Here is a 22,976-nt window from a genome sequence, read left to right on the forward strand (position 1 = left end):
GAACCAGGACCCAGCCCATGCTGAGCGCTTTTGCCAGAAAAACCGAATGCCGATGAAAAGCGACAAAGGCACGATCTCCGTCAGTCTGGTCGAGGAAACGCTCGCGCTCGCGACGGCGCGCGGCCTCGACGCGCGAGCGCTCGCCGAAGCGGCCGGCATTGCCGCGGCGATGCTCGCGTCGCCGAAAAGCCGCGTATCGTCGGCGCAATACGGCGCGCTGTGGGCTGGCATCGCACGCGCGCTCGACGACGAATTCTTCGGCCAGGACTCGCATCCGATGAAAAGCGGCAGCTTCATCGCGATGACGCAGATGGCTCTGGGCGCGCGCAACGGCGCGCAGGCGCTTGCGCGCGCGGTCGGCTTCATGCGGCTCGTGCTCGACGATCTCGGCGCGACGATCGACACCGACGCGCAGCGCGTGCGCCTGAAGTTCGTCGAGCGCGCGGGCACGCGCAAGCCGGCGATGTTCGCTTACGCGACGTATTTCATCCTCGTGTACGGGCTCGTGTGCTGGCTCGTCGGCCGGCGCATTCCGTTGCTCGAAGCGCGCTTTCGCTGCGCCGCGCCGCCGGCCGCGCACGAATACCGGCTGATGTTCTGCGAAGACATGTATTTCGACGAGCCCGAGTCGTCCGTCGATCTCGACCCTGCGTTTCTGGAACTGCCGGTGATCCAGACTTCGCGCTCGGCGCGGCCGTTTCTGCGCGATGCGCCGGGCAGCTTCATCGTCAAGTACCGCAATCCGGGTTCGCTCGCCGCGCGCGTGCGCAAGACGCTGCGCGCGCTGCCGATGTCGGGCTGGCCCGCGGCCGATCAGATGGCCGCGCGCCTGCACGTCGCCGAGGCGACGATGCGGCGGCACCTGAAGCAGGAGGGCCACACCTATCAGTCGATCAAGGACGCGCTGCGGCGCGACATCGCGATCGCCGAACTGCAGCGCACGCAGCGCACCATCGCCGATATCGCCAACGCCGTCGGCTTCGCGGAGCCGAGCGCGTTTCATCGCGCGTTCCGCAAATGGACCGGCATGCGCCCGACCGACTACCGGCCGGCCCGGGCCGCGGAGCTCGATCTCACGCGACGCGCCGAATCGGACTAAGCTTTAAGCGGCAACAGGCCAGCCTTGATCGAGGGTATGGGCCCGCGCCGCCGGTTCGCACCGGCTGGCGCGACGGCCGTCAGCGATGAACACGACTCCGCGTCTCCCGCTCCGGCAGTCCGGTCCGCGCAAGCCGCTTATCCGCGGCGGCATCGTGGGCCGTTTGATGCGCGGCATCGCCGTGCTCGGCGTGCTATGCGCGTTCGGCTTCGCGACGCGCGAAGCGCTGGCGCCGCTGCAAGCGGCCAATGCGGCGAGCTCGGCGAACGTTGCCGCCGCGACCGCCGACAGCGTCGTCGTGATTCCGGTGAATGGCGCGATCGGACCGGCCACCGCCGATTTCATCGTGCGTGGTTTGCAGCGCGCGGCCAGCCAGCGCGCACAGCTCGCGGTCCTGCAACTCGATACGCCCGGCGGCCTCGATACGTCGATGCGGCAGATCATCAAGGCGATCCTCGCCTCGCCGGTGCCGGTCGCGACCTTCATCGCGCCGAGCGGCGCGCGCGCGGCCAGCGCCGGCACCTACATCGTCTACGCGAGCCATATCGCGGCGATGGCGCCGGGCACCAACCTCGGCGCCGCGACACCGATCCAGATGGGCATCGGCGGCAACGAGCCGCCCGCCGGCGGGCCGCCGGTAACGCCAGCCACCCCAGGCACCCCAGGCACGCCGGGACTGCCGGACATGCGCACGCTGCCTGGCGGCGCGTCCGCGCCTGCGCCTGCGTCACCCGGAGCATCTTCCGAAGCCGCCAGCGCACTGCCGCTCGACACCCAATCGACCGAACTGCGCAAGCAGGTCCACGATGCCGCCGCCTACATCCGCGGCCTCGCGCAGATGCGCGGCCGCAACGCCGACTGGGCCGAGCGCGCGGTCCGCGAAGCGGTGAGCCTGTCCGATGAAGAAGCGCTCGCGCAGCACGTCGTCGATATCGTCGCGCGCGACGTGCCGGACCTGCTGCGCCAGCTGGACGGCCGCACGTACGTCACGAGCGCGGGCAGCGTCACGCTGCACACCGCGCATGCGCCGCTGATCACGCTCGAACCCGACTGGCGCAGCCGCTTTCTCGCCGTGATCACCGATCCGAGCGTCGCGCTGATTCTGCTGATGCTCGGCATGTATGGCCTGTTCTTCGAATTCGCCAATCCGGGCTTCGTGCTGCCCGGCGTAGTCGGCGCGATCAGCCTGCTGCTCGGCCTGTTCGCGATGCAGATGCTGCCCATCAGCTACGTCGGGCTCGGGCTGATCTTTCTCGGCATCGCCTTCCTGATCGGCGAAGCGTTCCTGCCGACCTTCGGCTCGCTCGGTTTTGGCGGCGTGGTCGCGTTCGTGGTCGGCGCAATGATGCTGATGGATACCGACGTGCCCGGCTACGGCATCCCGCTGCCGCTGATCGCCGCGGTCGTCGTGTTCAGCGTCGCGTTCGTGCTCGGCGTGTCGCGGCTCGCGCTGCGCGCGCGGCGGCGGCCGGTCGTGACGGGCTCGGAGGCGCTGATCGGCTGCCTCGGCGTGGTGCTGGACGACGGCTTGCTGCCCGAACCCGAACACGCGGCGGGCGGCCCGCTGGCCGGCTGGGCGCGCGTGCACGGCGAGCGCTGGCGCGTCTCGAGCACCACGCCGGCCGCGCCGGGTCAGAGCGTGCGCGTGACGGCGCGCAACGGCCTCACACTGACCGTGGTGCCCGTAGCGTCGGTCGACGCCTTACAAGGAGAACGCTCATGATCGGCTTCACATTCGGCTTCGGCAGCATCCTGATCCTGCTCGTGGTCGCGCTGATTGCGTCGTCGGTGCGGATTTTTCGCGAGTACGAACGCGGCGTCGTGTTCATGCTCGGCCGCTTCTGGAAGGTCAAGGGGCCTGGGCTCGTATTGATCATTCCGATCGTGCAGCAGGCGGTGCGCATGGATTTGCGCACCATCGTGTTCGACGTGCCGACGCAAGATGTGATCACGCGCGACAACGTGTCGGTCAAGGTCAACGCGGTCGTGTATTTCCGCGTCGTCGATCCGGAGAAGGCGGTGATCCAGGTCGCGCGCTACTTCGAGGCGACCAGCCAGCTGGCGCAGACGACGCTGCGCGCGGTGCTCGGCAAGCACGACCTCGACCAGCTGCTGTCGGAGCGCGAGCAGTTGAACACCGACATCCAGAAAGTGCTCGACTCGCAAACCGACGCGTGGGGCATCAAGGTATCGATCGTCGAGATCAAGCACGTCGACATCAACGAGACGATGATCCGCGCGATCGCGCGTCAGGCTGAAGCCGAGCGCGAACGGCGCGCGAAGGTGATTCACGCGGAAGGCGAGTTGCAGGCATCGAAGCAGTTGCTGGAGGCGGCCCAGACGCTCGCACGGCAACCGCAGGCGATGCAGTTGCGCTATCTGCAGACGCTGGTGACGATCGCCGCCGACAAGAACTCGACGATCGTGTTCCCGCTGCCGATCGACCTGTTGAGCTCGGTGATGGAACGGTTCAACAAGCCTTCGGCGTGATAGGACGATATTTTGTCAGGACACCCATTTGGCACGGACTAGCGTCGAAGTTTTCAGCAAACCCGCCCGCTTCCGCGTTGCTTGCGCTCACGTGGGGAACGAGGCTCGCGGCGGGTTCAATCTGCCGGCAGAAATGATGCGCTGCGTTCTACCGCCTTACCCGGCGCGCACCGATAAACCATATTGCCCGGCTGTTTTTTCCGCTCCGCAGGAGCCCGCCATGACTCTGTTCTCCCGCATTGGACTCGGCGCGCTGTTGGCCGCCGTGAGTATCAGCACCGTCTACGCGCAAGCGGTGACGCAGCCCGCCGACCCGTCGGCGCCGAAAACGCGCGCCCAGGTCCGCGCTGACCTCGCGGAATGGCTCGCCGCCGGCTACGATCCGTTGGACTGGATCAACTATCCGGAGAACGCGCAGCACGCGAGCCGCATCGTCGCGCAACACCGCGAGCAGCAGCAAGGCAACGCCCCGACGACCGTGCAGTAAAGCGTCGCGGTTGCCTGGTCGCAGCCTGAATGCCGCCCGCCGCGGGCGGCATGGCGAGGCTTGCGTCGCGGCAAGGTATCATCCCGTCCCGCCATTCTCCACGCAGCAAACCAGCCGCACACAGCCGGAACCCGCACCATGCCAATCTGGGTCGATGCCGACGCCTGCCCGGCCGTCGTCAAGGACATGCTTTATCGCGCGGCGCGCCGGACCGGCATGCCGCTGACGCTGGTCGCGAATGCGTTCCTGCGCGTGCCGCCGTCGCCGCTGATCCGCGCGATTCAGGTGCCGTCCGGCTTCGACGCTGCCGATCAGTTGATCGTCGAGCGCGTCGTCCCGGGCGATCTCGTGATCACCGCCGACATCCCGCTCGCTGCCGCCGTGCTGGCAAAAAATGCCCATGCGCTCGATCCGCGCGGCAACTGGTACACGCCAGGCACGATCGAAGAACGTCTGCGCATGCGCTCGATGCTCGACCAGTTGCGCGCGAGCGGCGTCGACACGGGCGGGCCGGCCGCCTTCAGCGCGCGCGATGGCAAGGCGTTTGCTGGCGAACTCGATCGCTGGCTCGCGCGTCAGGCGGCTCGCGGTGATGCGCAGGCGCCACAGTCGCACTGCAAACCGCCCGCCTGACGGGGCCGGGCGGCCCGCCGCGCGGCCTGCCTTGCCGCGCCGCGCTGTCACCGCCTCGATCACAAAAACACTGTCTGAACGACGAAAGAGAGAAAACCCGCCACATGGACTCGATCAAACGCTACTTCGGCTTCGACGCCGTCGACACCAACCTGCGCACCGAAGTGCTAGCCGGCGTAACCACTTTCCTGACGATGGCCTACATCATCTTCGTGAACCCGGCGATTCTCGGCGACGCCGGCATGCCGAAGAGCGCGGTGTTCGTCGCGACCTGCCTCGTGGCCGCGCTCGCGTCGCTGATCATGGGTCTGTACGCGAACTACCCGATCGCGCTCGCGCCCGGCATGGGCCTGAACGCGTACTTCGCATACACGGTCGTCAAGGGCATGGGCTACACGTGGCAGGCCGCGCTCGGCGCGGTGTTCATCTCCGGGTGCCTGTTCCTGATCGTCACGCTGTTCCGCGTGCGCGAGGTGATCGTCAAGGGCATCCCGCATTCGATCCGCATCGCGATCACCGGCGGCATCGGTCTTTTTCTCGCGATCATTTCGTTGAAGTCGGCCGGCGTGGTGGTCGGCAATCCGGCCACGCTCGTCACGCTCGGCAATCTGCATGACCCGCACGTCGTGCTCGCGGCGGTTGGCTTCTTCGGCATCGTCACGCTGGATCATATGCGCGTGCGCGGGGCGATCCTGATCGGTATCGTCGGCGTGACGATCCTGAGCTTTTTCTTTGGCGGCAACCAGTTTCACGGCATCGTGTCCGCGCCGCCGTCGATCGCGCCGACGCTGTTCCAGCTCGATATCCGCAGCGCGCTGTCGAGCGGCGTGCTGAACGTGGTGCTGGTGTTCTTCCTCGTCGAGCTGTTCGATGCGACCGGCACGCTGATGGGCGTCGCGAACCGCGCGGGGCTGCTGGTGGAAGGCAAGATGCATCGGCTGAACCGCGCGCTGCTCGCGGACAGCACCGCGATTCTCGCCGGCTCGATGCTCGGGACCTCGTCGACTACCGCGTATATAGAAAGCGCGTCGGGCGTGCAGGCCGGCGGCCGTACCGGTATGACCGCGATCACGGTTGCCGTGCTGTTCGTCGCGGCGCTGTTTTTCGCGCCGCTCGCCGAAGTGGTGCCGCCGTATGCGACCGCGCCCGCGCTGCTGTACGTGTCGTGCCTGATGCTGCGCGAACTGGTCGACCTGCCGTGGGACGACGCGACCGAGGTCGTGCCGGCCACGCTGACCGCGCTGCTGATGCCGTTCACCTACTCGATCGCGAACGGCGTGGCGTTCGGCTTCATCTCGTACGCGGGGCTCAAGCTGCTGACGGGCCAGGCGCGCCAGGTGAAGCTGGTCGTGTGGATCATCGCGGCGATTTTCCTGTTCCGGTATTTCTATCTCGGCAGCGAGTGAGGAGGTCGCGCGGTCGGGGGGCGAATGTGTCGTCGGGTTCGGGGACCGTTTATCATCCGATGTTTCGAATGACGATCGACCGGGTCGCCCCCCCAGGAGCCGCGATGTCCTCATATAACCGCACGGCGGACCGCTACACGAAGCCCGCGATTTTCTTCCACTGGATGATTTTTCTGCTGGTCGCGCTGGCCTATCTGGCCATCGAAATCCGCGGCCCGCGCGGCTCCGACAGCCGCGCGTTCTGGACCGGCGTGCATTTTTGGGCCGGCACGCTGGTGCTCGGGCTGGCCGTGTTGCGGCTCCTGTGGAGATTGTGGGCCGGCGCGCCGGGTGAGCTCGAAAGCAATCGGCTGCTCGCTTTTCTCGGGCGCTCCGCGCACCTCGCGCTCTATGTGTTCATCTTCGCGCAGCCGCTGCTCGGCATGCTGATGGTCAATGCGGGCGGGCGGCCGGTGGCGCTCGCATGGACGGACATCGGCTTCACGCTGGTGCGTGCGGATTCGATCGCGCGGCCGCTGTTGAAGGACGCGCACGAGTGGCTCGGCAACGTGTTCTATTGGGTGATCGGACTGCACGCGCTCGCGGCGATCGCGCACCATGTGGTGTTCAGGGATCGGGCGCTGCGGCGGATCATTTGAAAGTAATGGAGTGGGCTGCGTGCCGCCGATGCATTGCACGCGGCTGCGGCTTGCGCGCAGGCCAGCCAGTGGCAGCGGCACCGGTGAATCCGAACTTCGCGCTTCGGCAGCAGTCGCGCTTGCCGAAGCTTCGGTGCCGGTAGCCAGCCGATAACTTCAGATCGGTCAGTTACGCCAGTTCGCCTCGTAAAACCGCACGTAACCGCTTCTGAGCACGAGACACTGCGCGCGCGTTTCCGACAACAGCCGGCGCGTGGCGGCCTCGATGCGCGGCCGGTGCGCGTCGAACGCGACGATCATGTCCTCCAGCCGGGGCGACGCGGCGCCGAAGTGATCTTCGAGCGCTTCCGCGGTGATCATGCACTCCACCCTCTGCCCATCGACCATTGCCGGAAACGCCAAAGTAAGTTCGCGACCTGAATATTCAGGGGCTTCGTTCGGGAATTGGATCTGCATGGGAGTCACCTGGAAGAGTGCGCGCACGATGCGCTCGGGTAATGCACGCGCTGATTGCTTGCTATCGCGTCCGCCGCTCGTTCCTCCTTGTCCCATGCAGCCGACGCGGGCCGTCGCCTCGACGCGGCATCGTCAGTTCGCGCCACGCGGAGGTGAATTGATTCACTTTAGACGAGTTCGGGCCAGGTGCAAGATTTCCCCCGATTTTTTCTTGAAGGCGCGACGCGCCGATGTTGCGGCGCGGCATAAAGCGGTGTCGGATCCCGTGTAAAGTGTCGCGCACCTAGTCATTGACTTGCACGATGTCCGCCCCCACCCGCCCGCCTGTGGTTCGCGTCGAACCGCTCGGCCAGAGCTTCGAAGCGCCCGATTCGCTGACGATTCTCGAAGCCGCCGCTTTCGCCAATCTGCGTTTGCCGCGTTCGTGCCGCAACGGCACGTGCCGAACATGCTTGTGCCGGATGACGTCTGGGCGTGTGCGCTACACGATTGAATGGCCCGGCGTGAGCCGCGAGGAAAAGGCGGACGGTTATATCCTGCCGTGCGTGGCGGTCGCGGAAACCGACCTGGTGATCGAAGTGCCGGATGCGGTCGCGATACCGGCACGGTGAGCGGGAGCATGGGGGCCTGGCGCCCCGCTCGCCGACGCTTTCACGCGCTGTGTCTTACCGCGCGTTGCCCATTGCGCGGGCGATTTTCTTGTCCGTGTTGTACTGACTCAGCGCATACACCGACCAGATGGCCGCCGGCACCCAGCCGATCACCGTGATTTGCAGAATCAGGCAGATGATGCCCGCAAACGGACGGCCGATCGTGAAAAACTGCAGCCACGGCAAAATGATGGCAAGCAAAAGACGCATTCGGTTTTCCTGTTCCTGTGATTACGGCAGCATGGGCGAGTCCGCCGGGGACGCATCTGCCTCGTTGTTGAACTCATCGAGCGGCGCAAAACGCGGCACCTTGACACCTTCCTGCTCTACCAGCTCGAAAAACACCGTCGCTGGACGGGTCCAGATCGTACCATTGCCCGCCTTGTAGACGATCATCGTGACCGTCGGATCCGATTCGAGCGTGGCCTCGCAGACCAGTTCGTAAATGCCGCCTTTGTAGTGTCGGTAGCGCATGGTGTGTGTCCTTATTTTGGGCGTCATCGATGCACTTTCAAACGTGGCGCGCCGGAGCTCAGCCGCCCTCTTTCATCTGCTTCAGGATCTTGTAGACGGTCGCGCGGCCCATCGTCAGCACCGCGGCCACGTAGTTCGCCGAGCTGCGGCCGCGAAACGCGCCCTGCGCGTGCAGCGCCTCGACGATTTCACGCTTGTGCTCGCGCGTCAGCGCATTGATGCCGATCTGCCGGTCACGCAGCCACGTGTGCAGATACGTGTTGATGCGGTCCTGCCAGTCGTCGCGGAACAGATCGTCGGCAGGCGCGTCCGTCATCGCGCCGCCCTTGATGAACAGATCGAGCGTCGAGCGCACATCCTCGAACACCGCGATGTTGAAGTTCACGCACAGGATGCCGGCGGGCTTGCCGTCGTCGTCGAACAGGATGTTGCTCACGCAGCGCATGCGGCGGCCGTCCCAGTTCAGCTTTTCGTAGGGACCGATGGTCTGGCCGCGCGCCGCGAAGTGAGCGTCGTCGAGCACCGACGGCGCGCCCACCTCGAGCCGCGACAGATTGTTCACCAGATACGCGATGGTCTGATCGCGCAGATCGTGAATCACCACCTCGGCGCACGGATAGAGCAGCGCGGCGATGCCGTCGGCGATCGGCGCGTAGCGCTTCAGCAGCAGGTCTTTGACAGGAGACACGTTCGGGTTGCGCATGGAAAAAACGCGAGGTTCGAAGGAGGCGGCGCGCGATAGCGGATGACGACGAAGCCAGATGCCCGCAGTGGACGCCGGCGCGCACGCTCGGTCCGCAATTCAGGAAGTCGCCATTGTAGCGGCCTCGCGCTGGCGCCGCGAATCGATGCCGGACGGCTATTTTGTCTACCTCGCGAGCGCATTTTTTTCGTGCGATAAACACTGATTCACCGACACCCAACCGAACGGAGCCAACCGATGGCCACACTCGAAGCGCTTCGCGCCGTGCTCGACGACAAGCGCACGCCGGAGATCATTCGCAACCACATCATCGATTCGCTGCAGTACGCGCTGTGCAACTATGGTCAGGTCTTCACGGCGAAGGAAGTCGAATGGCTGGCCGGCTGGGACGATGCGCGCCTGCCGCTGGTGGCCGCGCGCGAATTGCAGAAGCGCGTCGCCGAGACGTCGCGCTGACGCACGCGTTCGGATAGCGAGACTCGCGCGCCACTCGCGCAATTCGCGCGTCCGTCACCGGTCCCGCATCCGACACGACTTCGCCAACCGCCCGCGAAGCCCCGCCAGTCGGGCGTTCCGGTCGTGCGCTGAAGTTGGCACTATCCAATCAGCCCTATTTCAGGCATCATGTTGCAATTGTTGTACCTCGCACCCATATAGCACTGGCAGCACCAGGCAGTCTCAACCCGGCATCTCCGCACCACCCCCGACTGTTCGACCGCCCTTTATCTGCGATCCCGTCACTCCGGCAATGCGCCGCCCGCATTCGCCGTCGCGAGAAGTACACCGAGCGGTTCAGCATCATGCGTCCGGCGCCCGAATTGACGCGCCGCCTCAGCGTTTTTTCGGTCGAATCCGCGTTTTCGCGCGACCGCTCGGGCCATTGTCATTGAGCCCGCCGGGTCTAGCAGGCCTGTGCCAACCATTTTTATCGCCGGCGCGCCCATCGGTGCTGCGCCGCCGGTCCGCGCCGTGACGCGTCAAAGGAGCGTTGCCGGAAGCAGCGCCCCGCACGCGGCGCGTGGACCACGCAATACAGGACATGTTGCTCATGAATTCAGCAGTCAGGACCTACAAGGGTTACGAAATTCACCCGCTCGTTTATCCGCGCCGCCCCGCGGGCGCGCAAGCGACCCGCAATCCGGGCGCCGGTTACGACGCTTCGGTGCGCATCTGCCGCGTCGGCGCCAATGCGGCGGCCGACGGCCGGGTATTTCGCCTGCAGTACCTGTTTCCGTTCGACGGCATGGGCAAGGCGCGCATCGCGTGCATGGCGCATGCGGAACGGCTGATCGACGGCCAGGTGAGCGGTCAGTCGGTCAGCGATCTTTGAGCGGCGTCATCGGCGCGTCACTCATGTCGCGCAGCGTGCTTTCGGGCGCCGCTGCTTTTCAAACGAATCCACAGTCGCGCCGCTCGCAATGCCCGCGGCCGATTTCCCCTTTATCCCATCGACCAGGAGTTATGCATGGCGAAAGAAGAACTGCTTGAACTTGACGGTATCGTCGACGAAGTGCTTCCGGATAGCCGCTACCGCGTGACGCTCGACAACGGCGTCGTGGTCGGCGCCTATGCGTCCGGGCGCATGCGCAAGAACCATATCCGTATTCTCGCGGGCGATCGCGTGACGCTCGAATTGTCGGTCTACGACCTGACCAAGGGGCGGATCAATTTCCGCCACAAGGACGAGCGTTCGAGTGGCGGCGGTGCGCCACGGCAGGCGGCGCGGCGCAGGTAAGCAGGGGTCACGGCGCCGCCCTTCGTACCTGCGATCTTGTGCAGGCGATGCGGGTAGCCCGCGAAAGCGCGAGGCCCGACTGACTCGCGCCATACCTTCCGACTCCGCGTTCTGCTTGAACGCGCTACGTCAGCCTCGCCGCCCAAGCGCGTGAAATAGACGTCTTCCCTGACATTCGGGATGCTCGCCAGCGCTTGCTCGACCGTCGTACGCCGCAACACGCGCGGCGTCTTGATTGGAATCTGGCGGCACGCCGCTTCGGTGACCACGCACGTCGCAGCGCGTCTCGCTAAACCCCAAACACCCGCTCCCCAATCCTCCCCGCCCGCGCTCTTGCGCACCTGCTCGACCACCCGCTCCTCCAGCTCCGACAGACGCTCGCGCATCGCCGTCACCGTGGCCTGCAGGTCGCCGGCATCGAGTGCGTCGATGATCCGCGCGTGCTCATCGGCGGAACAGCTCGAGCCCTTCGACGGATCGAACAGCGCCTTGTATAGCTCTGTCTTCGCGACGCGTTGCCCGACCAGTCCAAGCAACTCGGTGCCGCCCGCCAGCTCCGTCAGCAGTACGTGAAACTGGCCGGCCAGGCGCACGGATTCACCGATGGTGCCCGACGCCGCGCCGCTGCTGTGGATCGGTATCGCGGGCGCGGGGCTCGGCGGCGTGTTTTCGCTGACGCTCGTGACCGCGATGGATCATTCGACCGATCGTCGCGTGGCCGGCCAGCTGGTCGGGTTCACGCAGGGCGTCGCCTTTATCGTTGCGGCGGTTGCGCCGCTCGTGGCCGGCATCGTGCGCGGCTGGAGCGGCGGATTCGTCGCCGCGTGGATCATGCTCGCCGGCTGCATCGCCGCGATGATGGCGGTGACCTTGCTGTTTTCACCGCGCAGTTATTCGCGCTGGCTATAAGGCTCCAGGGCTGCTGCCGCGACGAACGCGATGCGCCGCTTCGGTGCATCGGGCGCCCGCTGTCCCGCATGCCCCTCGCCGGTGCAGCGCGACCGACGTGGCAGCGTCACCTCTTTCGCGGACGATTCGCAGCCATCGCCCGCAAAAAAACCCCAATCGATCCCCGCCATTCGCGCGAATGCGCTCACACACCTCGTCAAGCCCCGTCGCGCGAAGGCTGGCATATCCATTGCTTTACTGATAGTCAGATGCCCCTTCCCCTGACTCCATGCTGCGTGTTCTCCTTGTCACCGACACCGACAAACCCATCGGCGATCTGCGCGACGCGCTCGCCTGTCTCGGCTGCGAAATGCTCGCCGGCACCGCGACGCCGCAGGCGCTGCATCGCGCGGTTCAGGACGAGCGGCCCGACGTCATCATCATCGATACGGAGTCGCCGTCGCGCGATACGCTCGAACAGCTCGCCGTGATGCACGCGACCGCGCCGCGCCCCGTGCTGATGTTCAGCCACGACGCGAACCAGCAACTGATCCGCCAAGCGGTCAACGCGGGCGTCACCGCGTATCTGGTCGAAGGCCTCGCGACCGAACGGCTCGCGCCGATTCTCGAAGTCGCGCTCGCGCGTTTCGCGCAGGAGTCGCAATTGCGCGAGCGGCTCGCGCAGGCCGAAAACGAACTGGCCGAGCGCAAGCTGATCGATCGCGCGAAACGCCTGCTAATGGATCAGCAGAAACTCACCGAACCGGCCGCCTACGCGAGTCTGCGCAAACGCGCGATGAACCAGGGCGTCAAACTCGCCGAGGTCGCGCGCGAGGTCGTCGCGTCGGCCGGCTCGCTCAAATGATGCGCTCATGAATCCAGCCTCTTCCGTCACCGCGGCGGCCTTTGCCGAGCCGCCTGAAAAGACCCATCTGCGGCTCGGCTTCGTCGCGTTGTCCGACGCGGCGCCGCTGATCGCGGCGAAGCTGCTCGAGTTCGGCCATGCGCACGGGCTCACGCTCGAACTGTGCCGCCAGCCGTCGTGGGCCGCCGTGCGCGACAAGCTGCTAGCCGGCGATCTCGACGCCGCGCACGCGCTTTACGGGCTCGTGTATGGCGTGCAGCTCGGCCTCGGCGGCCCGCGCACCGACATGGCCGTGCTGATGGTGCTGAACCGCAACGGCCAGGCGATCACGCTGTCGAATCGGCTCGCCGATGCGCTCGCGAAGCATGGGACATTGCGCGAGGCGCTCGCGACGCTCGGCCGCAAGCCGGTGTTCGCGCACACCTTCCCGACCGGCACGCATGCGATGTGGCTGTACTACTGGCTCGCGGCGCAAGGCGTCGATCCGTTGCGCGACGTCGACAGTGTCGCGATTCCGCCGCCGCAGATGGTCGCCGCGCTTGCCGAAGACCGGCTCGACGGTCTGTGCGTCGGCGATCCGTGGAATGAAATGGCCGAGGCGCACGGCGTCGGCAAAACGATCGCTTATTCGAGCGAGGTGTGGCCCGAGCATCCCGAGAAAGTGCTCGCCTGCCGACGCGATTTCGTCGATGCGCATCCGCGCACGACGCGCGCGCTCGTGCAGACCGTGCTCGAAGCGTGCCGCTGGCTCGACGGCGTCGGGCATCGCGACGAGATCGCCCGCTGGCTCGCGCGACCCGATTACATCGGTATCGACGAGACGCTGATTGCGGCGCGGCTCGGCGACCACCTCGACACGGCGAACCCGCGCCGCCTGCCGATGCGTTTCTTCGACGACGGCGCGGTCAACTACCCGCATCCATTCGAAGGCGCGTGGTTCCTCACGCAGTTCGAGCGCTGGGGGATCATCGACGCGCGCAACGACTACGACGCGGTCGCCGCGCGCATCAACCAGACGCAGTTGTATCGCAAGGCCGCCGCGCGCGTGAACGTGCGGGTGCCCGGCGAGGACGTCACCAAGGAACTGATCGACGGCGCGGTGTGGGGAAGCGGCTCACCATCCGCCGCTTATGCGCGGCGTTTTGCGATCCGCCGCTGAGCGGACCGCACACGAAAGCCCCGAGAATCCCCTGCGCTAACTGCCCACGAAACGCCAACGGCGATCAGGTGAACAGTCGGCGTTGCCGAAGCTCAGAAGTTGTACTTGTCGATGTTGCTCGCATCGAACGTGGTCGGCGGCCCGAGAATGATTTCGCCTTGCGCGCCGATCGTGCGCTTGCCGAGCTTGCCGGCGTCGAACGTTTCGCCCTCCTTACCCGTGATCTTGCCCGACGCGAGCGATGCCGCCGCGTACGCGGCCAGATAGCCGAGCTCGCTCGGATCCCACAACTGGAACGCGGTCACGGTGCCGTTCTTCACGAACGCGCGCATCTGGTTCGGCGTGCCGAGGCCCGTCACCGCCACCTTGCCCTTGCTCGACGACGACGAGATATAGCGCGCCGCCGCCGCGATGCCGACCGTCGTCGGCGCGACGATCGCCTTCAGGTTCGGATACGCCTGCAGCAAGCCCTGCGTTTCGACGAAGGACTTCTGATCGTCGTCGTTGCCGTACGCGATCTTGACGAGCTTGATCTTCGAGTACTCCGGTTTCTTCAGTTCCTCCTGCATCCACTTGATCCAGGTGTTCTGGTTCGTCGCGTTCGGCGTCGCCGACAGAATCGCGAACTCGCCCTCGCCGCCCATCAGCTTCGCGACCAGTTGCACCTGGCCGCGGCCGATGCCTTCGGCGTTCGCCTGATTGACGAACAGCTGGCGGCCCTCGGGCGCGGTATCGGAGTCGAACGTGACGACCTTGATGCCCTGACCCATCGCCTTCTTCAGATACGGCACGACCGCGTTCGCATCGTTGGCGGCAATCACGATCGCATCCTGGTGCTGCGTGATCAGCGTGTTGATGTACGACACCTGCGACGACGCGCCCGCATCCGACGGCCCGACCGCCTTGCCCACGCCGCCGAATTCCTTGATCGCGGCGAGGCCGCCGTCGTCGGCGATCACTTCGTACGGGTTGTTGATCTGCTTCGGCACGAACGCGATCTTCAGCCCGCTTTTCAGTTCCGCGGCGAACGCGCCGCCGCAGCTGATCGCGAGCAACGCGGCGCAGAGCGCGGCCATGCCGGTGTGACGTAGAGGTTTGAACATGAAGTGTCTCCTGCGTTGTTGTTGGACAGAGAGGGGAAGCTAGGTTGCGGATGAAGAAGACGCGGCGGCGGACTTCGCGATGAAACGCCGGTCGCGCGCCGCACGCCAGCGCGCGACGAGGTTCGGAATCAGCACCGACGCGAGCAGCAGCACGCCGGTCACGATGGTCAGCGTTTCGCTGGATACGTCGTCGAGCGTCAGCGCGTTCTTGAGCACGCCGATGATCAGCAGCGACAGCAGCACGCCGACCATCGAGCCGCGTCCGCCGAAAATGCTGACGCCGCCGAACAGCACCGCGGCGATCACCGACAGCTCGAAGCCCTCGCCGTTATCGCCGCGCGCGCTCGTGAAGCGCAGCGTATAGACGATGCCCGCGAGCGCGCTGACGAGACCCGACAGCACGAACAGGCGCAAGCGGATCTTCGCGACCTCGATGCCGGAGAACGCGGCGGCGGTCGGATTCGCGCCGATCGCATAGAGACTGCGGCCGAACGCGGTGGCTTGCAGCAGAACCGTGAACAGCACGGCGGCGACGATCACGATCACGAACGGCAACGGAATGAACGTAGGGCCAAGCGTGTTCATGCCGAACGCCGTATACGCGGCCGGAAAATCCGCGACCGCCTGATCGCCGAGCAGCACATACGCGAGACCGCGAAACAGCGCGAGCGTACCGATCGTGACCGCGAGCGACGGCAGGTTCAGCTTGACGATCACGAGGCCGTTCAGCAGACCCGCCAGCGCGCCGGCGATCAGCACCACAACGATCACGACCGGCATCGGCAGACCCATGTGCCACAGCACGCCCATCAGCGCGCTCGACGCGCCCAGCACCGACGCGACCGACAGATCGATTTCGGCGGCGACGATGATCAGCGTCATCGGCAGCGCCATCAGCGCGATCTCGGTCAGATCGGCGAGCACGTTGCTCAGGTTCGCGCCGGTCAGAAACACCGGCGACAGCCAGCGGCCCAACACCAGCGACACGATCAGCACGATCACCAGCAACACTTCCCACTGCAGCGGCGTTTCGCGCTTGCGCGTGAGCAGCGCGGAATCGGGTTTAGCCATGATCGCGTTTCCTCATCATGCGTTTGGCGACGGAGCGGGCCAGCAATGTATCAGCGGCGATCGCGGCGACGATCAGCGCGCCCTGGATCGCCTGCTCCCAGAACGGCGACACGTGCAGCACGACGAGCGCGATGCTGATCACGCCGAGCACGAGCGCACCGAGCGTCGCGCCGAGGATCGTGCCGACGCCGCCCGTAATCGCGACACTGCCGACCACCGCCGCCGCGACGACCTGCAATTCGATGCCCTTCGCGGTGCTGGCATCGACGGTGCCGAAGCGCGCGAGCCACAACGCGCCCGCAAAGCCCGCGATCGCGCCGGACAACAAAAAGCCCGACATCACGCGACGCTCGACGTTGACGCCCGCGAGCCGCGCGGCTTCCGGATTCGAGCCGATCGCATAGTGCTCGCGACCGCCGCGAAACTGCTTCAGATACACCGACAGGCCGGCGAGTACGACGATCGCGATCAGCGCGAGCGTCGGGATGCCGAGCAGCGTGCCGGTCGCGAGCCGCGAGTACGCATCGGGCAGACTGGTCGCGTTGATCTGGCCGCCGTGCACCCATGCGTAATCGGCGCCGCGAAAGATGTACAGCGTCGACAGCGTCGCCACCAGCGAAGGCACGCGCCCCACCGCGACGAGCAGCGCATTGATGCCACCCGCGACGAGCCCGATCGCTAGCCCCGCGGCCAGCGCGACGAGCACCGGCATATGCGGGAACGCAACGTACAAACTCCCCACGGCGTATGCGCTGATACCCACCGTCGAGCCGACCGACAGATCGATATGCCGCATCAGGATCACGACGGTCATCCCAGCCGTCAGCAGACCGATGATCGACACGTTCAGCAGCACGTCGCGCAGGTTCTGCATATTCAGGAACTGCGGCTTCGCAAGCCCGGTCCCCGCGATCAGCAAGATCAGCACGACGAACAACGTGGTTTCGCGGCTCTTCGCGACGCTCGCGACGAGGCCGCCCGATGAAGCGGCGGAACGCTTCGGCAGCGACTGCCGCACCGGCGCGGGATGGGTCGAATGGCGCATCATGCTGCACGTCCCAATGGTGAAAGTCCCTGACCGAGCGCGGCGCCCATGATGCGCTCCTCGTTCGCGTCGGCGCGCGCGAGCTCCGCGCTGATGCGGCCTTCGTGCATCACGAGCACGCGATCGGCCATACCGAGCACCTCGGGCAACTCGCTCGAAATCATCAGCACGGCCATGCCATCGCGCACGAGTTCGGCGAGCGCGCCATACACCTCGGCTTTCGCACCGACGTCGATGCCGCGCGTCGGTTCGTCGATGATCAGCACTTTCGGGCCGGTCGCGAGCCACTTGCCGAGCACGACCTTCTGCTGGTTGCCGCCCGACAGCGTACCGACCGGCGCCCCCGGGTCGCCCGCCTTCAGGCGCAGACGCGTGCCCCACTTGTTGGCGAGCTGCGTTTCGCTGCGCGCCGAAATGAGCCCATGCCGAACGAGCCGTCCGAGCACCGTCATCGACGCATTGCGCGCGATGCTCAGTTCGAGCGCGAGCCCTTGCTGGCGGCGATCCTCCGGCACGAGCGCGAGCCCGGCGCGCACCGCGGCCGCGGGCTTGCCGGTGTCGAGCCGCTTGCCGGTCAGCCACACTTCGCCGGAATCGAGCGGATCGATGCCGAAGATCGCCCGCGCGACCTCGCTGCGTCCCGCGCCGACCAGACCCGCGAGCGCGACGATCTCGCCGGCGCGCACGTCGAACGAGACATCCTTGAACACGCCGATGCGCGTCAGGCCGCGCACCGACAGACGCACGTCGCCCGGTATGCAATCGGCCTTCGGATAGAAGGTTTCCAGATCGCGGCCGACCATCTTTGCGACGATCGCATCGGTGCTCAGATCGGCGGTCAGCGCGTCGAAGACCTTCGCGCCGTCACGCATGATCGTCACGCGCTGCGTCAGCACGAATACTTCGTCGAGTCGGTGCGTGATGAACAGAATCGCGACGTCGCGTTCGCGCAGCTTCCGCACGATCGCGAATAGCCGCTCGACTTCAGGCAGCGACAACGCGGCCGTCGGTTCATCCATGATCAGCACGCTCGCGTTCAGCGACAACGCCTTCGCGATTTCGATCACCTGCTGATCCGCGATCGACAGACCGCGCACCAGTTGATCCGCGCGCAACTCGACGCCGAGCGAGGCGAGCAGTCCGTCCACTTCGCGATGCATCGCGTCGTACTGAATGCGGCCGAAGCGGTCGACCGGCTGCCGGCCCATGAAAATGTTCTCCGCGATCGACAGATCGAAGAACAGCGTCGGCTCCTGATAGATGACCGCAAGCCCGGCGTCGCGCGCTTCGGCCGGTGTTGCGAAGCGGCGTGCCTCGCCGTTCACCAGCAGTTCGCCGGCGTCGGGTTGATGCACCCCGGCGAGAATTTTCACGAGCGTCGATTTGCCCGCGCCGTTCTCGCCGAGCAGCGCATGCACCTCGCCGGGCCACAACACGAGGTCGCCGTCGGACAGCGCGCGCACCCGGCCGAAGGATTTGCTCGCGTGCCGCAATTCGAGTCGCGGCACCGCGGAAGGGGATGGCTGCACTGCGTGTCTCCTTTTTTTGCGGCTGTCTTCTCTTCGACGCGCGGCGCGTCAAATCCGGTAGTACCGTTCCGCGTTGCGCCGAAACAGCGCGTCCTTCTCAGCCTCGCTCGCATCGCCAACGATCGCCGCATACGCGCGCCACAAATCCGTATACGAACCAAACAGCCGGTCGACCGGAAAATTCGACGCGAACATCGCGCGTTCGACGCCGAACGTATCGATCGTTTCGAGCACATAAGGCCGCAGGCTTTCGACGGTCCAGTGATGATCGAACATCGCGAGCCCGCTGATCTTCACCGCGACGTTCGGACACGCCGCGAGCAGGCGCATGCCTTCGCGCCACGCGCGGTAACCGGCCACGCTATTACGATCGACGAACATGCCCGCATGATTGACGACCAGAAGCGTGTCCGCATGCGCACGCGCGAGCGCGGCCGCCTCTTCCATTTGCGACGGATACAGCTGCAGATCGAACGACAGGTCATAACGGCGCAGCAACGCGAAATGCTCGCGCCACCGCGGCTCGCGCATGTAATGACGGCCGACGTAATCGAACAGTTTGTTGTCGTGCACGTTGAGAATCTGCCGGATGCCGCGCGTATTCGCGAACGACGCATGCGCTTCGAGCAACGCGGGCGCATTTTGCGCGGACAGGTCCACGGCGGCGACGATCGCGTTCGGCATGCCGCGCGAGGCGTCGCGATCCGCGATCGACTGCAACCAGCGCGTTTCCTCGACGGGATCGGCCGGATCGTGATTCGCTTCGACGTGCACGAGCTTCAGCACGTCGATGTCGCCCGCTTCACCGAGCAGATCGTCGAGCAGATAGTCATGCTTCAGATCGCTCGCATCGCCGACGAACGACACGCCCGGGTTCTCCAGCCACGGATAGCGATGCGTCTTCAGATCCCACAGATGGATATGCGAATCGACAACCTGCATGCGGCACCTTCGTCCGGTGAAAAGCGTTTCGAGGTTCGTGCGTCGTTGCGGGGTTCTGCTGGGTTCAGCGCGACTCAATGACTGAGATGAAAGACCGGTTCGAGCGTCTGCGACAGCGGCGTGTGATCGGGCGCGGTCTGCATGATGTCGGCCATGTAATCCCACCATTTGCGCATCACGTCGAGTTGCGGCAACTGGTCCATCGTGTGATCGCTGGTGCGCGAGAGCACCGCGAAAAGATGATGCGTGTCGGGGTCGAAGAAAATCCGGTAGTCGCGCACGCCGGCGTTGTGCAGTGCGTCAACGAGCTCGGGCCAGATCTCCGTATGACGCCGTTCGTATTCTTCGCGCATGCCGGGGTTCAGCACCATCCGGAAAGCGATTGTCTCCATTGCGGCCTGTCTCCTGTAGCTCTTCGAACGACTATAATTCCTGCATCGATAGCCTCTCAATCCGTTGTTGGGATTGGGCGATCCACAAACCGAATCGCACGGGCACTCCTACTGGCACCATGAGCCAACATTCAGCCGCCGTCGCACTCGTCAATCGTCTCAAGTTCAAGCATCTCGCCCTGCTCGTCGCACTCGACGACACCCGCAACCTGCATCAGGCCGCCGAGGCCGTCAACGTCGCGCAACCGAGCGCGAGCCGCATGCTCGGCGACATCGAGGAAGCGTTCGGCTTCCTGCTGTTCGAGCGCAACGCGCGCGGCATGACGCCGACGCCGCTCGGCGTCGTCACGCTCGCTTACGCGCGCCGTGCGCTCGCCGAGCTCACACGCTTCGCCGAAGACCTCGATGTCAAACGCCGCGGCGGTCACGGCCAGTTGACCGTCGGCGCGATCATGGGCGCCGCGCCCGATCTGCTGGCGATGTCGGTCGCCGCGCTGAAGACCGAAAGCCCGCTGCTCAGCGTGCGCATCCTCGGTGAAACAAGCGATCAGGTCGTGCAATTGCTGCATCGGCGCGAGGTGGATCTCGCGCTGGGGCGCCTGACCAACCCTCTGCAGCACAACGACTTCAGCTTCGAGCCGCTCGCGCGCGAAACGCTGCTGCTCGTCGTGCGCGCCGTGCATCCGCTCGCGCGGCGCACGCGCATCACGTTGCGCGAACTGGTCGCGTGGCCGTGGGTTGCGCAACCCGTCACGAGTCCGGCGCGCGTGCTGTTCGAGGAAGAACTCGCGCGTGCCGGGCTCGCCACGCCAGTCAATCTGACCGAATGCGCGTCGATCTTCGCGACGCTGCAATTGCTCGAGAATTACGATGCGGTCGCGATGCTGCCGGAGTCGGTCGTGCGCGATCATGTGCGCGGCGGCCTGCTGGTCGCGCTGCCGCTCGAAATCGGCAAGAGTCTCGCGGGTTTCGGCATTCTCACGCGCAAGGAAGAGCAGCTCGCCGAGCCGGCGCTGCGCTTCATCGAACTGCTGCGCGGCTTCTCGCGCGACCTCGCGCGCGACAATCCGGCCGCCGCACCCGGCACGCCGACTACGCCCGTCATGGTCAATTGACGCCCGCATCGCGCGCCGCTTATTGCAGGTTCACGAACAGGCCGCCGTCGACGAGCAGCGCGGCGCCCGTCACATAGCGCGCGCGGTCCGACGCGAGAAACACGACGCAATCGGCGACGTCGTCGGGACGCCCGAGGCGGCCGAGCGGAATGCGCTTTTCGAAGTAGGCCTTCTTCGCTTCGTCGGCGAGATCTTCGGCGTTCAGATCGGTGGCGATCGTGCCCGGCATGACAGAGTTGCAGCGGATGCCGAACGGCCCCAACGCGATCGCGCACGACTGCATCAGCGAATGCACGCCGGCCTTGGTCGGCGTGTAATGCGTTTGCATGCCGCCGCCCACCAACGCGCTGATCGAACTCGTCGCGACGATCGCGCCGCCGGTGCCCTGCTTTTTCATCTGCTGCGCGGCGGCCTGCGTCACGAAGAACGCGCCGTTCAGGTTGACCGCGACCGTCGATTCGAGCACGTCCGCCGGCATGTCGAGAAAAGCGTGAAACGGGCAGATGCCGGCATTGCTCGCGAGCACGTCGAGCTTGCCGAACGCGTCGAGCGTCCGTCGCACCAGCTCCTGGCCGGTGTCGCGCGCCGCGACGTTGCCTTCCACCGCGATCGCGCGCCGCCCCAACGCCTCGATTTCGCCGACGACTTCCTCGACCGCCGAGCGCCGGCCATACGATGCGTCGTTGTCGCCCCAGTAGTTGATCGCCACGTCCGCGCCTTCGCGCGCGCAGGCCACCGCGATCGCGCGTCCGATGCCGCGCGAGCCGCCGGTGACGATCACGACTTTGTCCTTGAGCAGCACCCTAATCTCCTTTGCGGCGGTTCGCCATTCGGCACAGGTTCAAAACGTTCGACACGTTCAATGCGGATAAGGCCGCACCAGCGCGCATTCCGGATTGAGCCGCACGCCAAAGCCCGGCGTGTCCGGCACCTTCATGCGCCCGTTCACCGGCACCGGCTCGTCGAGCAGCAGCGGATTGAACATCGGCACGACTTCGTCGGCTTTCGGCGCCATCATCAGAAACTCGGAGAACGGCGAGTTATGGCGCGTGACGACGAAGTGATAGCTATACACCGACGACCCATGCGGCACCACCATCACGTTGTGCGCATCGGCGAGCGCGGAAATCTTGATCAGCTCGGTGATGCCGCCGCACCAGCCGACGTCGGGCTGGATCAGATCGCAGCACTGCATCTCCAGCAGCATCCGGAAGCCCCAGCGCGTCGCCTCGTGCTCGCCGGTCGACACCATCATGCCGCGTGGCACGTTGCGGCGCAGTTCGGCGTAACCCCAGTAATCGTCGGGAGGAAGACACTCCTCGACCCATTTGAGGCCGTATTGGTGCGCGCCTTGCGCGAGCCGCGTCGCGTAACGCACGTCGAGGCTCATCCAGCAGTCGTACATCAGCCAGAAGTCGTCGCCGACGCGCGAGCGCATGTCGGCGAGCTTGTCGAGGTTTTGCCTGAGTCCGTCTTCGCCTTCCGCGGGACCATGCTGCAACGGCAGCTTGCCGCCGATGAAGCCCATCTCCTTCGCGAGATCGGGCCGCGCGCCGGTCGCATAGAACACCAGCTCGTCGCGCACCGGGCCGCCCAATAGTTGATACACGGGCTCCTTGCGAACCTTCGCGAGCAGATCCCACAGCGCGAGATCGACACCGGAAATCGTGTTCAGCACGACGCCCTTGCGCCCGTAGTACAGCGTCGCGAAGTACATCTGATCCCACATCTTCTCGATGTCGGTCACCATCTGCCCTTCGAGAAAACGCGCGAGATGCTTTTCGACGATGAACGCGCCGATCTCGCCGCCGGTCGTCACCGCGAAGCCCACGGTGCCGTCGCTCGCTTCGATTTCGACGACCAGCGTGCCGAGCACATTGATGCCGAACGACTGGCGGCTCTGGCGGTACTCGGGATAACGCGCCATCGGCGTCGCGATGTGATCGTCGATCCAGTGTCCGCCGGCCTGGTCGTGATAGTCCGCGCCGCCGCCGCGAACGATGAAGGCACGCACGTGCCGGATGGTAGGCATGGCCATGAAAGGGCTCCGTGAGAGAGGCGTCGAAGCGGCTCGACAACGCGCGTTCGACGCGTGT

28 protein-coding genes are annotated in these 22,976 nt (G+C 65.7%); 15 read left to right on the forward strand and 13 right to left on the reverse strand.

The window, feature by feature from the left end; translation table 11 throughout:
• Nucleotides 1–52: 52 nt before the first annotated feature.
• The 7 genes from HDG39_RS30015 to HDG39_RS30045 all read left to right on the forward strand — a co-directional run bounded on the left by HDG39_RS30015 (nt 53) and on the right by HDG39_RS30045 (nt 6,753).
• Nucleotides 53–1,099, forward strand: a complete 1,047-nt coding sequence (locus tag HDG39_RS30015; RefSeq protein WP_184011247.1) for an AraC family transcriptional regulator — start codon at nt 53–55, stop codon at nt 1,097–1,099.
• An 85-nt stretch (nt 1,100–1,184) separates the two neighbouring features.
• On the forward strand, nt 1,185–2,822 hold the full coding sequence (locus HDG39_RS30020; RefSeq protein ID WP_184011249.1) for an NfeD family protein: 1,638 nt from the start codon (nt 1,185–1,187) through the stop codon (nt 2,820–2,822).
• On the forward strand, nt 2,819–3,589 hold the full coding sequence (locus HDG39_RS30025; protein ID WP_018425401.1) for a slipin family protein: 771 nt from the start codon (nt 2,819–2,821) through the stop codon (nt 3,587–3,589). The genes HDG39_RS30020 and HDG39_RS30025 overlap by 4 nt, the downstream gene beginning before the upstream one ends.
• 220 nt (nt 3,590–3,809) lie before the next feature.
• A complete protein-coding gene (locus tag HDG39_RS30030) occupies nt 3,810–4,076 on the forward strand; it encodes a DUF4148 domain-containing protein (RefSeq protein ID WP_184011251.1) in 267 nt (88 codons plus the stop codon).
• 138 nt (nt 4,077–4,214) lie between these two features.
• The gene (locus HDG39_RS30035; RefSeq protein ID WP_184011254.1) at nt 4,215–4,709 is read left to right on the forward strand and encodes a YaiI/YqxD family protein; all 495 of its coding nucleotides are present in this window, start codon (nt 4,215–4,217) and stop codon (nt 4,707–4,709) included.
• Nucleotides 4,710–4,813: 104 nt separating this feature from the next.
• Complete coding sequence (locus HDG39_RS30040) at nt 4,814–6,115, forward strand: NCS2 family permease (RefSeq protein WP_184011256.1); 1,302 nt, start codon at nt 4,814–4,816, stop codon at nt 6,113–6,115.
• Nucleotides 6,116–6,219: 104 nt separating this feature from the next.
• Nucleotides 6,220–6,753 carry a cytochrome b gene (locus HDG39_RS30045; RefSeq protein WP_184011258.1) on the forward strand — a complete coding sequence of 178 codons (534 nt, stop codon included), beginning with the start codon at nt 6,220–6,222 and terminating at the stop codon, nt 6,751–6,753.
• Between the two features lie 165 nt (nt 6,754–6,918).
• On the opposite strand, the gene HDG39_RS30050 is transcribed toward HDG39_RS30045, so the two are convergent.
• The gene (locus tag HDG39_RS30050) at nt 6,919–7,209 is read right to left on the reverse strand and encodes a DUF1488 family protein (protein WP_026226687.1); all 291 of its coding nucleotides are present in this window, start codon (nt 7,207–7,209) and stop codon (nt 6,919–6,921) included.
• A gap of 302 nt (nt 7,210–7,511) precedes the next feature.
• Between HDG39_RS30050 and HDG39_RS30055 the strand changes: the two genes are divergently transcribed.
• Nucleotides 7,512–7,820, forward strand: coding sequence for a 2Fe-2S iron-sulfur cluster-binding protein (locus HDG39_RS30055; RefSeq protein WP_184011260.1), 309 nt, complete (start codon nt 7,512–7,514; stop codon nt 7,818–7,820).
• A 54-nt stretch (nt 7,821–7,874) separates the two neighbouring features.
• On the opposite strand, the gene HDG39_RS30060 is transcribed toward HDG39_RS30055, so the two are convergent.
• From HDG39_RS30060 to HDG39_RS30070, 3 genes are read right to left on the reverse strand one after another with little or no spacing between them, the layout of a single operon-like run.
• Nucleotides 7,875–8,069: a YqaE/Pmp3 family membrane protein gene (locus HDG39_RS30060; protein ID WP_018425408.1), complete on the reverse strand. Its 195-nt coding sequence runs from the start codon at nt 8,067–8,069 to the stop codon at nt 7,875–7,877.
• Nucleotides 8,070–8,090: 21 nt separating this feature from the next.
• Nucleotides 8,091–8,360: a DUF1653 domain-containing protein gene (locus tag HDG39_RS30065; protein WP_260328356.1), complete on the reverse strand. Its 270-nt coding sequence runs from the start codon at nt 8,358–8,360 to the stop codon at nt 8,091–8,093.
• A gap of 31 nt (nt 8,361–8,391) precedes the next feature.
• Nucleotides 8,392–9,036: a helix-turn-helix transcriptional regulator gene (locus HDG39_RS30070; RefSeq protein WP_018425410.1), complete on the reverse strand. Its 645-nt coding sequence runs from the start codon at nt 9,034–9,036 to the stop codon at nt 8,392–8,394.
• A gap of 237 nt (nt 9,037–9,273) precedes the next feature.
• Here HDG39_RS30070 and HDG39_RS30075 point away from each other — a divergent pair, with 237 nt between their 5' ends.
• The 3 genes from HDG39_RS30075 to infA all read left to right on the forward strand — a co-directional run bounded on the left by HDG39_RS30075 (nt 9,274) and on the right by infA (nt 10,771).
• Nucleotides 9,274–9,492, forward strand: a complete 219-nt coding sequence (locus HDG39_RS30075) for a hypothetical protein (RefSeq protein ID WP_184011264.1) — start codon at nt 9,274–9,276, stop codon at nt 9,490–9,492.
• Between the two features lie 592 nt (nt 9,493–10,084).
• A complete protein-coding gene (locus HDG39_RS30080; RefSeq protein WP_184011266.1) occupies nt 10,085–10,366 on the forward strand; it encodes a hypothetical protein in 282 nt (93 codons plus the stop codon).
• A gap of 135 nt (nt 10,367–10,501) precedes the next feature.
• Nucleotides 10,502–10,771 (forward strand): translation initiation factor IF-1, encoded by a 270-nt coding sequence (infA, locus tag HDG39_RS30085; RefSeq protein WP_018425415.1) that lies wholly within the window; start codon nt 10,502–10,504, stop codon nt 10,769–10,771.
• On the opposite strand, the gene HDG39_RS35345 is transcribed toward infA, so the two are convergent.
• A complete protein-coding gene (locus tag HDG39_RS35345; RefSeq protein WP_311667739.1) occupies nt 10,678–11,364 on the reverse strand; it encodes an FCD domain-containing protein in 687 nt (228 codons plus the stop codon). The two genes, infA and HDG39_RS35345, sit on opposite strands and share 94 nt — an antisense overlap.
• A 10-nt stretch (nt 11,365–11,374) precedes the next feature.
• Between HDG39_RS35345 and HDG39_RS30095 the strand changes: the two genes are divergently transcribed.
• The 3 genes from HDG39_RS30095 (at nt 11,375) to HDG39_RS30105 (ending at nt 13,683) form a co-directional block, all read left to right on the forward strand.
• Complete coding sequence (locus HDG39_RS30095; protein WP_260328357.1) at nt 11,375–11,680, forward strand: MFS transporter; 306 nt, start codon at nt 11,375–11,377, stop codon at nt 11,678–11,680.
• Between the two features lie 268 nt (nt 11,681–11,948).
• Nucleotides 11,949–12,524: an ANTAR domain-containing response regulator gene (locus HDG39_RS30100; protein WP_184011268.1), complete on the forward strand. Its 576-nt coding sequence runs from the start codon at nt 11,949–11,951 to the stop codon at nt 12,522–12,524.
• Nucleotides 12,525–12,531: 7 nt separating this feature from the next.
• Nucleotides 12,532–13,683, forward strand: a complete 1,152-nt coding sequence (locus HDG39_RS30105; protein ID WP_184011270.1) for a CmpA/NrtA family ABC transporter substrate-binding protein — start codon at nt 12,532–12,534, stop codon at nt 13,681–13,683.
• Nucleotides 13,684–13,775: 92 nt separating this feature from the next.
• Here HDG39_RS30105 and rhaS read toward each other — a convergent pair whose 3' ends face one another.
• From rhaS to rhaM, 6 genes are all read right to left on the reverse strand, one after another.
• The gene (gene rhaS, locus HDG39_RS30110) at nt 13,776–14,786 is read right to left on the reverse strand and encodes a rhamnose ABC transporter substrate-binding protein (protein ID WP_026226690.1); all 1,011 of its coding nucleotides are present in this window, start codon (nt 14,784–14,786) and stop codon (nt 13,776–13,778) included.
• Nucleotides 14,787–14,825: 39 nt separating this feature from the next.
• Nucleotides 14,826–15,857, reverse strand: coding sequence for an ABC transporter permease (locus tag HDG39_RS30115; protein WP_018425423.1), 1,032 nt, complete (start codon nt 15,855–15,857; stop codon nt 14,826–14,828).
• A complete protein-coding gene (locus HDG39_RS30120) occupies nt 15,850–16,905 on the reverse strand; it encodes an ABC transporter permease (protein WP_184011272.1) in 1,056 nt (351 codons plus the stop codon). Before HDG39_RS30120 ends, HDG39_RS30115 begins: the two co-directional genes overlap by 8 nt.
• Nucleotides 16,902–18,431: a sugar ABC transporter ATP-binding protein gene (locus tag HDG39_RS30125; protein WP_184011274.1), complete on the reverse strand. Its 1,530-nt coding sequence runs from the start codon at nt 18,429–18,431 to the stop codon at nt 16,902–16,904. The genes HDG39_RS30120 and HDG39_RS30125 overlap by 4 nt, the downstream gene beginning before the upstream one ends.
• Nucleotides 18,432–18,479: 48 nt before the next feature.
• Nucleotides 18,480–19,373 (reverse strand): amidohydrolase family protein, encoded by an 894-nt coding sequence (locus HDG39_RS30130; RefSeq protein ID WP_184011276.1) that lies wholly within the window; start codon nt 19,371–19,373, stop codon nt 18,480–18,482.
• Nucleotides 19,374–19,447: 74 nt separating this feature from the next.
• Nucleotides 19,448–19,765 carry an L-rhamnose mutarotase gene (rhaM, locus tag HDG39_RS30135; RefSeq protein WP_176106219.1) on the reverse strand — a complete coding sequence of 106 codons (318 nt, stop codon included), beginning with the start codon at nt 19,763–19,765 and terminating at the stop codon, nt 19,448–19,450.
• Nucleotides 19,766–19,884: 119 nt separating this feature from the next.
• Here rhaM and HDG39_RS30140 point away from each other — a divergent pair, with 119 nt between their 5' ends.
• A complete protein-coding gene (locus HDG39_RS30140; RefSeq protein ID WP_184011278.1) occupies nt 19,885–20,880 on the forward strand; it encodes a LysR family transcriptional regulator in 996 nt (331 codons plus the stop codon).
• A 19-nt stretch (nt 20,881–20,899) separates the two neighbouring features.
• Here HDG39_RS30140 and lra1 read toward each other — a convergent pair whose 3' ends face one another.
• Entirely contained in the window at nt 20,900–21,682 is a 783-nt protein-coding gene (gene lra1 / locus HDG39_RS30145) for an L-rhamnose 1-dehydrogenase Lra1 (RefSeq protein ID WP_184011280.1), read from the reverse strand.
• A gap of 57 nt (nt 21,683–21,739) precedes the next feature.
• Nucleotides 21,740–22,918: an L-rhamnonate dehydratase gene (rhmD, locus tag HDG39_RS30150; protein ID WP_184011282.1), complete on the reverse strand. Its 1,179-nt coding sequence runs from the start codon at nt 22,916–22,918 to the stop codon at nt 21,740–21,742.
• Nucleotides 22,919–22,976 lie beyond the last annotated feature (58 nt).

Source organism: Paraburkholderia lebeckiae, assembly GCF_014201005.1.
Lineage (GTDB): Bacteria > Pseudomonadota > Gammaproteobacteria > Burkholderiales > Burkholderiaceae > Paraburkholderia > Paraburkholderia tuberum.

What these genes read in the sequence shown, in the direction of transcription:
- HDG39_RS30035 (WP_184011254.1), top strand. Translation starts at nt 4,215, where the DNA reads ATGCCAATCTGGGTCGATGCCGACGCCTGCCCGGCCGTCGTCAAGGAC.
- HDG39_RS30045 (WP_184011258.1), top strand. Translation starts at nt 6,220, where the DNA reads ATGTCCTCATATAACCGCACGGCGGACCGCTACACGAAGCCCGCGATT.
- HDG39_RS30070 (WP_018425410.1), bottom strand. Translation starts at nt 9,036, where the DNA reads ATGCGCAACCCGAACGTGTCTCCTGTCAAAGACCTGCTGCTGAAGCGC.
- HDG39_RS30020 (WP_184011249.1), top strand. Translation starts at nt 1,185, where the DNA reads ATGAACACGACTCCGCGTCTCCCGCTCCGGCAGTCCGGTCCGCGCAAG.
- HDG39_RS30140 (WP_184011278.1), top strand. Translation starts at nt 19,885, where the DNA reads ATGAGCCAACATTCAGCCGCCGTCGCACTCGTCAATCGTCTCAAGTTC.
- HDG39_RS30015 (WP_184011247.1), top strand. Translation starts at nt 53, where the DNA reads ATGAAAAGCGACAAAGGCACGATCTCCGTCAGTCTGGTCGAGGAAACG.
- HDG39_RS30100 (WP_184011268.1), top strand. Translation starts at nt 11,949, where the DNA reads ATGCTGCGTGTTCTCCTTGTCACCGACACCGACAAACCCATCGGCGAT.
- infA (WP_018425415.1), top strand. Translation starts at nt 10,502, where the DNA reads ATGGCGAAAGAAGAACTGCTTGAACTTGACGGTATCGTCGACGAAGTG.
- HDG39_RS30120 (WP_184011272.1), bottom strand. Translation starts at nt 16,905, where the DNA reads ATGATGCGCCATTCGACCCATCCCGCGCCGGTGCGGCAGTCGCTGCCG.
- HDG39_RS30055 (WP_184011260.1), top strand. Translation starts at nt 7,512, where the DNA reads ATGTCCGCCCCCACCCGCCCGCCTGTGGTTCGCGTCGAACCGCTCGGC.
- HDG39_RS30040 (WP_184011256.1), top strand. Translation starts at nt 4,814, where the DNA reads ATGGACTCGATCAAACGCTACTTCGGCTTCGACGCCGTCGACACCAAC.
- rhaM (WP_176106219.1), bottom strand. Translation starts at nt 19,765, where the DNA reads ATGGAGACAATCGCTTTCCGGATGGTGCTGAACCCCGGCATGCGCGAA.
- HDG39_RS30025 (WP_018425401.1), top strand. Translation starts at nt 2,819, where the DNA reads ATGATCGGCTTCACATTCGGCTTCGGCAGCATCCTGATCCTGCTCGTG.
- HDG39_RS30060 (WP_018425408.1), bottom strand. Translation starts at nt 8,069, where the DNA reads ATGCGTCTTTTGCTTGCCATCATTTTGCCGTGGCTGCAGTTTTTCACG.
- HDG39_RS30080 (WP_184011266.1), top strand. Translation starts at nt 10,085, where the DNA reads ATGAATTCAGCAGTCAGGACCTACAAGGGTTACGAAATTCACCCGCTC.
- HDG39_RS30030 (WP_184011251.1), top strand. Translation starts at nt 3,810, where the DNA reads ATGACTCTGTTCTCCCGCATTGGACTCGGCGCGCTGTTGGCCGCCGTG.
- HDG39_RS30105 (WP_184011270.1), top strand. Translation starts at nt 12,532, where the DNA reads ATGAATCCAGCCTCTTCCGTCACCGCGGCGGCCTTTGCCGAGCCGCCT.
- HDG39_RS30095 (WP_260328357.1), top strand. Translation starts at nt 11,375, where the DNA reads ATGGTGCCCGACGCCGCGCCGCTGCTGTGGATCGGTATCGCGGGCGCG.
- HDG39_RS30065 (WP_260328356.1), bottom strand. Translation starts at nt 8,360, where the DNA reads ATGACGCCCAAAATAAGGACACACACCATGCGCTACCGACACTACAAA.
- HDG39_RS30115 (WP_018425423.1), bottom strand. Translation starts at nt 15,857, where the DNA reads ATGGCTAAACCCGATTCCGCGCTGCTCACGCGCAAGCGCGAAACGCCG.
- HDG39_RS30130 (WP_184011276.1), bottom strand. Translation starts at nt 19,373, where the DNA reads ATGCAGGTTGTCGATTCGCATATCCATCTGTGGGATCTGAAGACGCAT.
- rhmD (WP_184011282.1), bottom strand. Translation starts at nt 22,918, where the DNA reads ATGGCCATGCCTACCATCCGGCACGTGCGTGCCTTCATCGTTCGCGGC.
- HDG39_RS30050 (WP_026226687.1), bottom strand. Translation starts at nt 7,209, where the DNA reads ATGCAGATCCAATTCCCGAACGAAGCCCCTGAATATTCAGGTCGCGAA.
- rhaS (WP_026226690.1), bottom strand. Translation starts at nt 14,786, where the DNA reads ATGTTCAAACCTCTACGTCACACCGGCATGGCCGCGCTCTGCGCCGCG.
- HDG39_RS30075 (WP_184011264.1), top strand. Translation starts at nt 9,274, where the DNA reads ATGGCCACACTCGAAGCGCTTCGCGCCGTGCTCGACGACAAGCGCACG.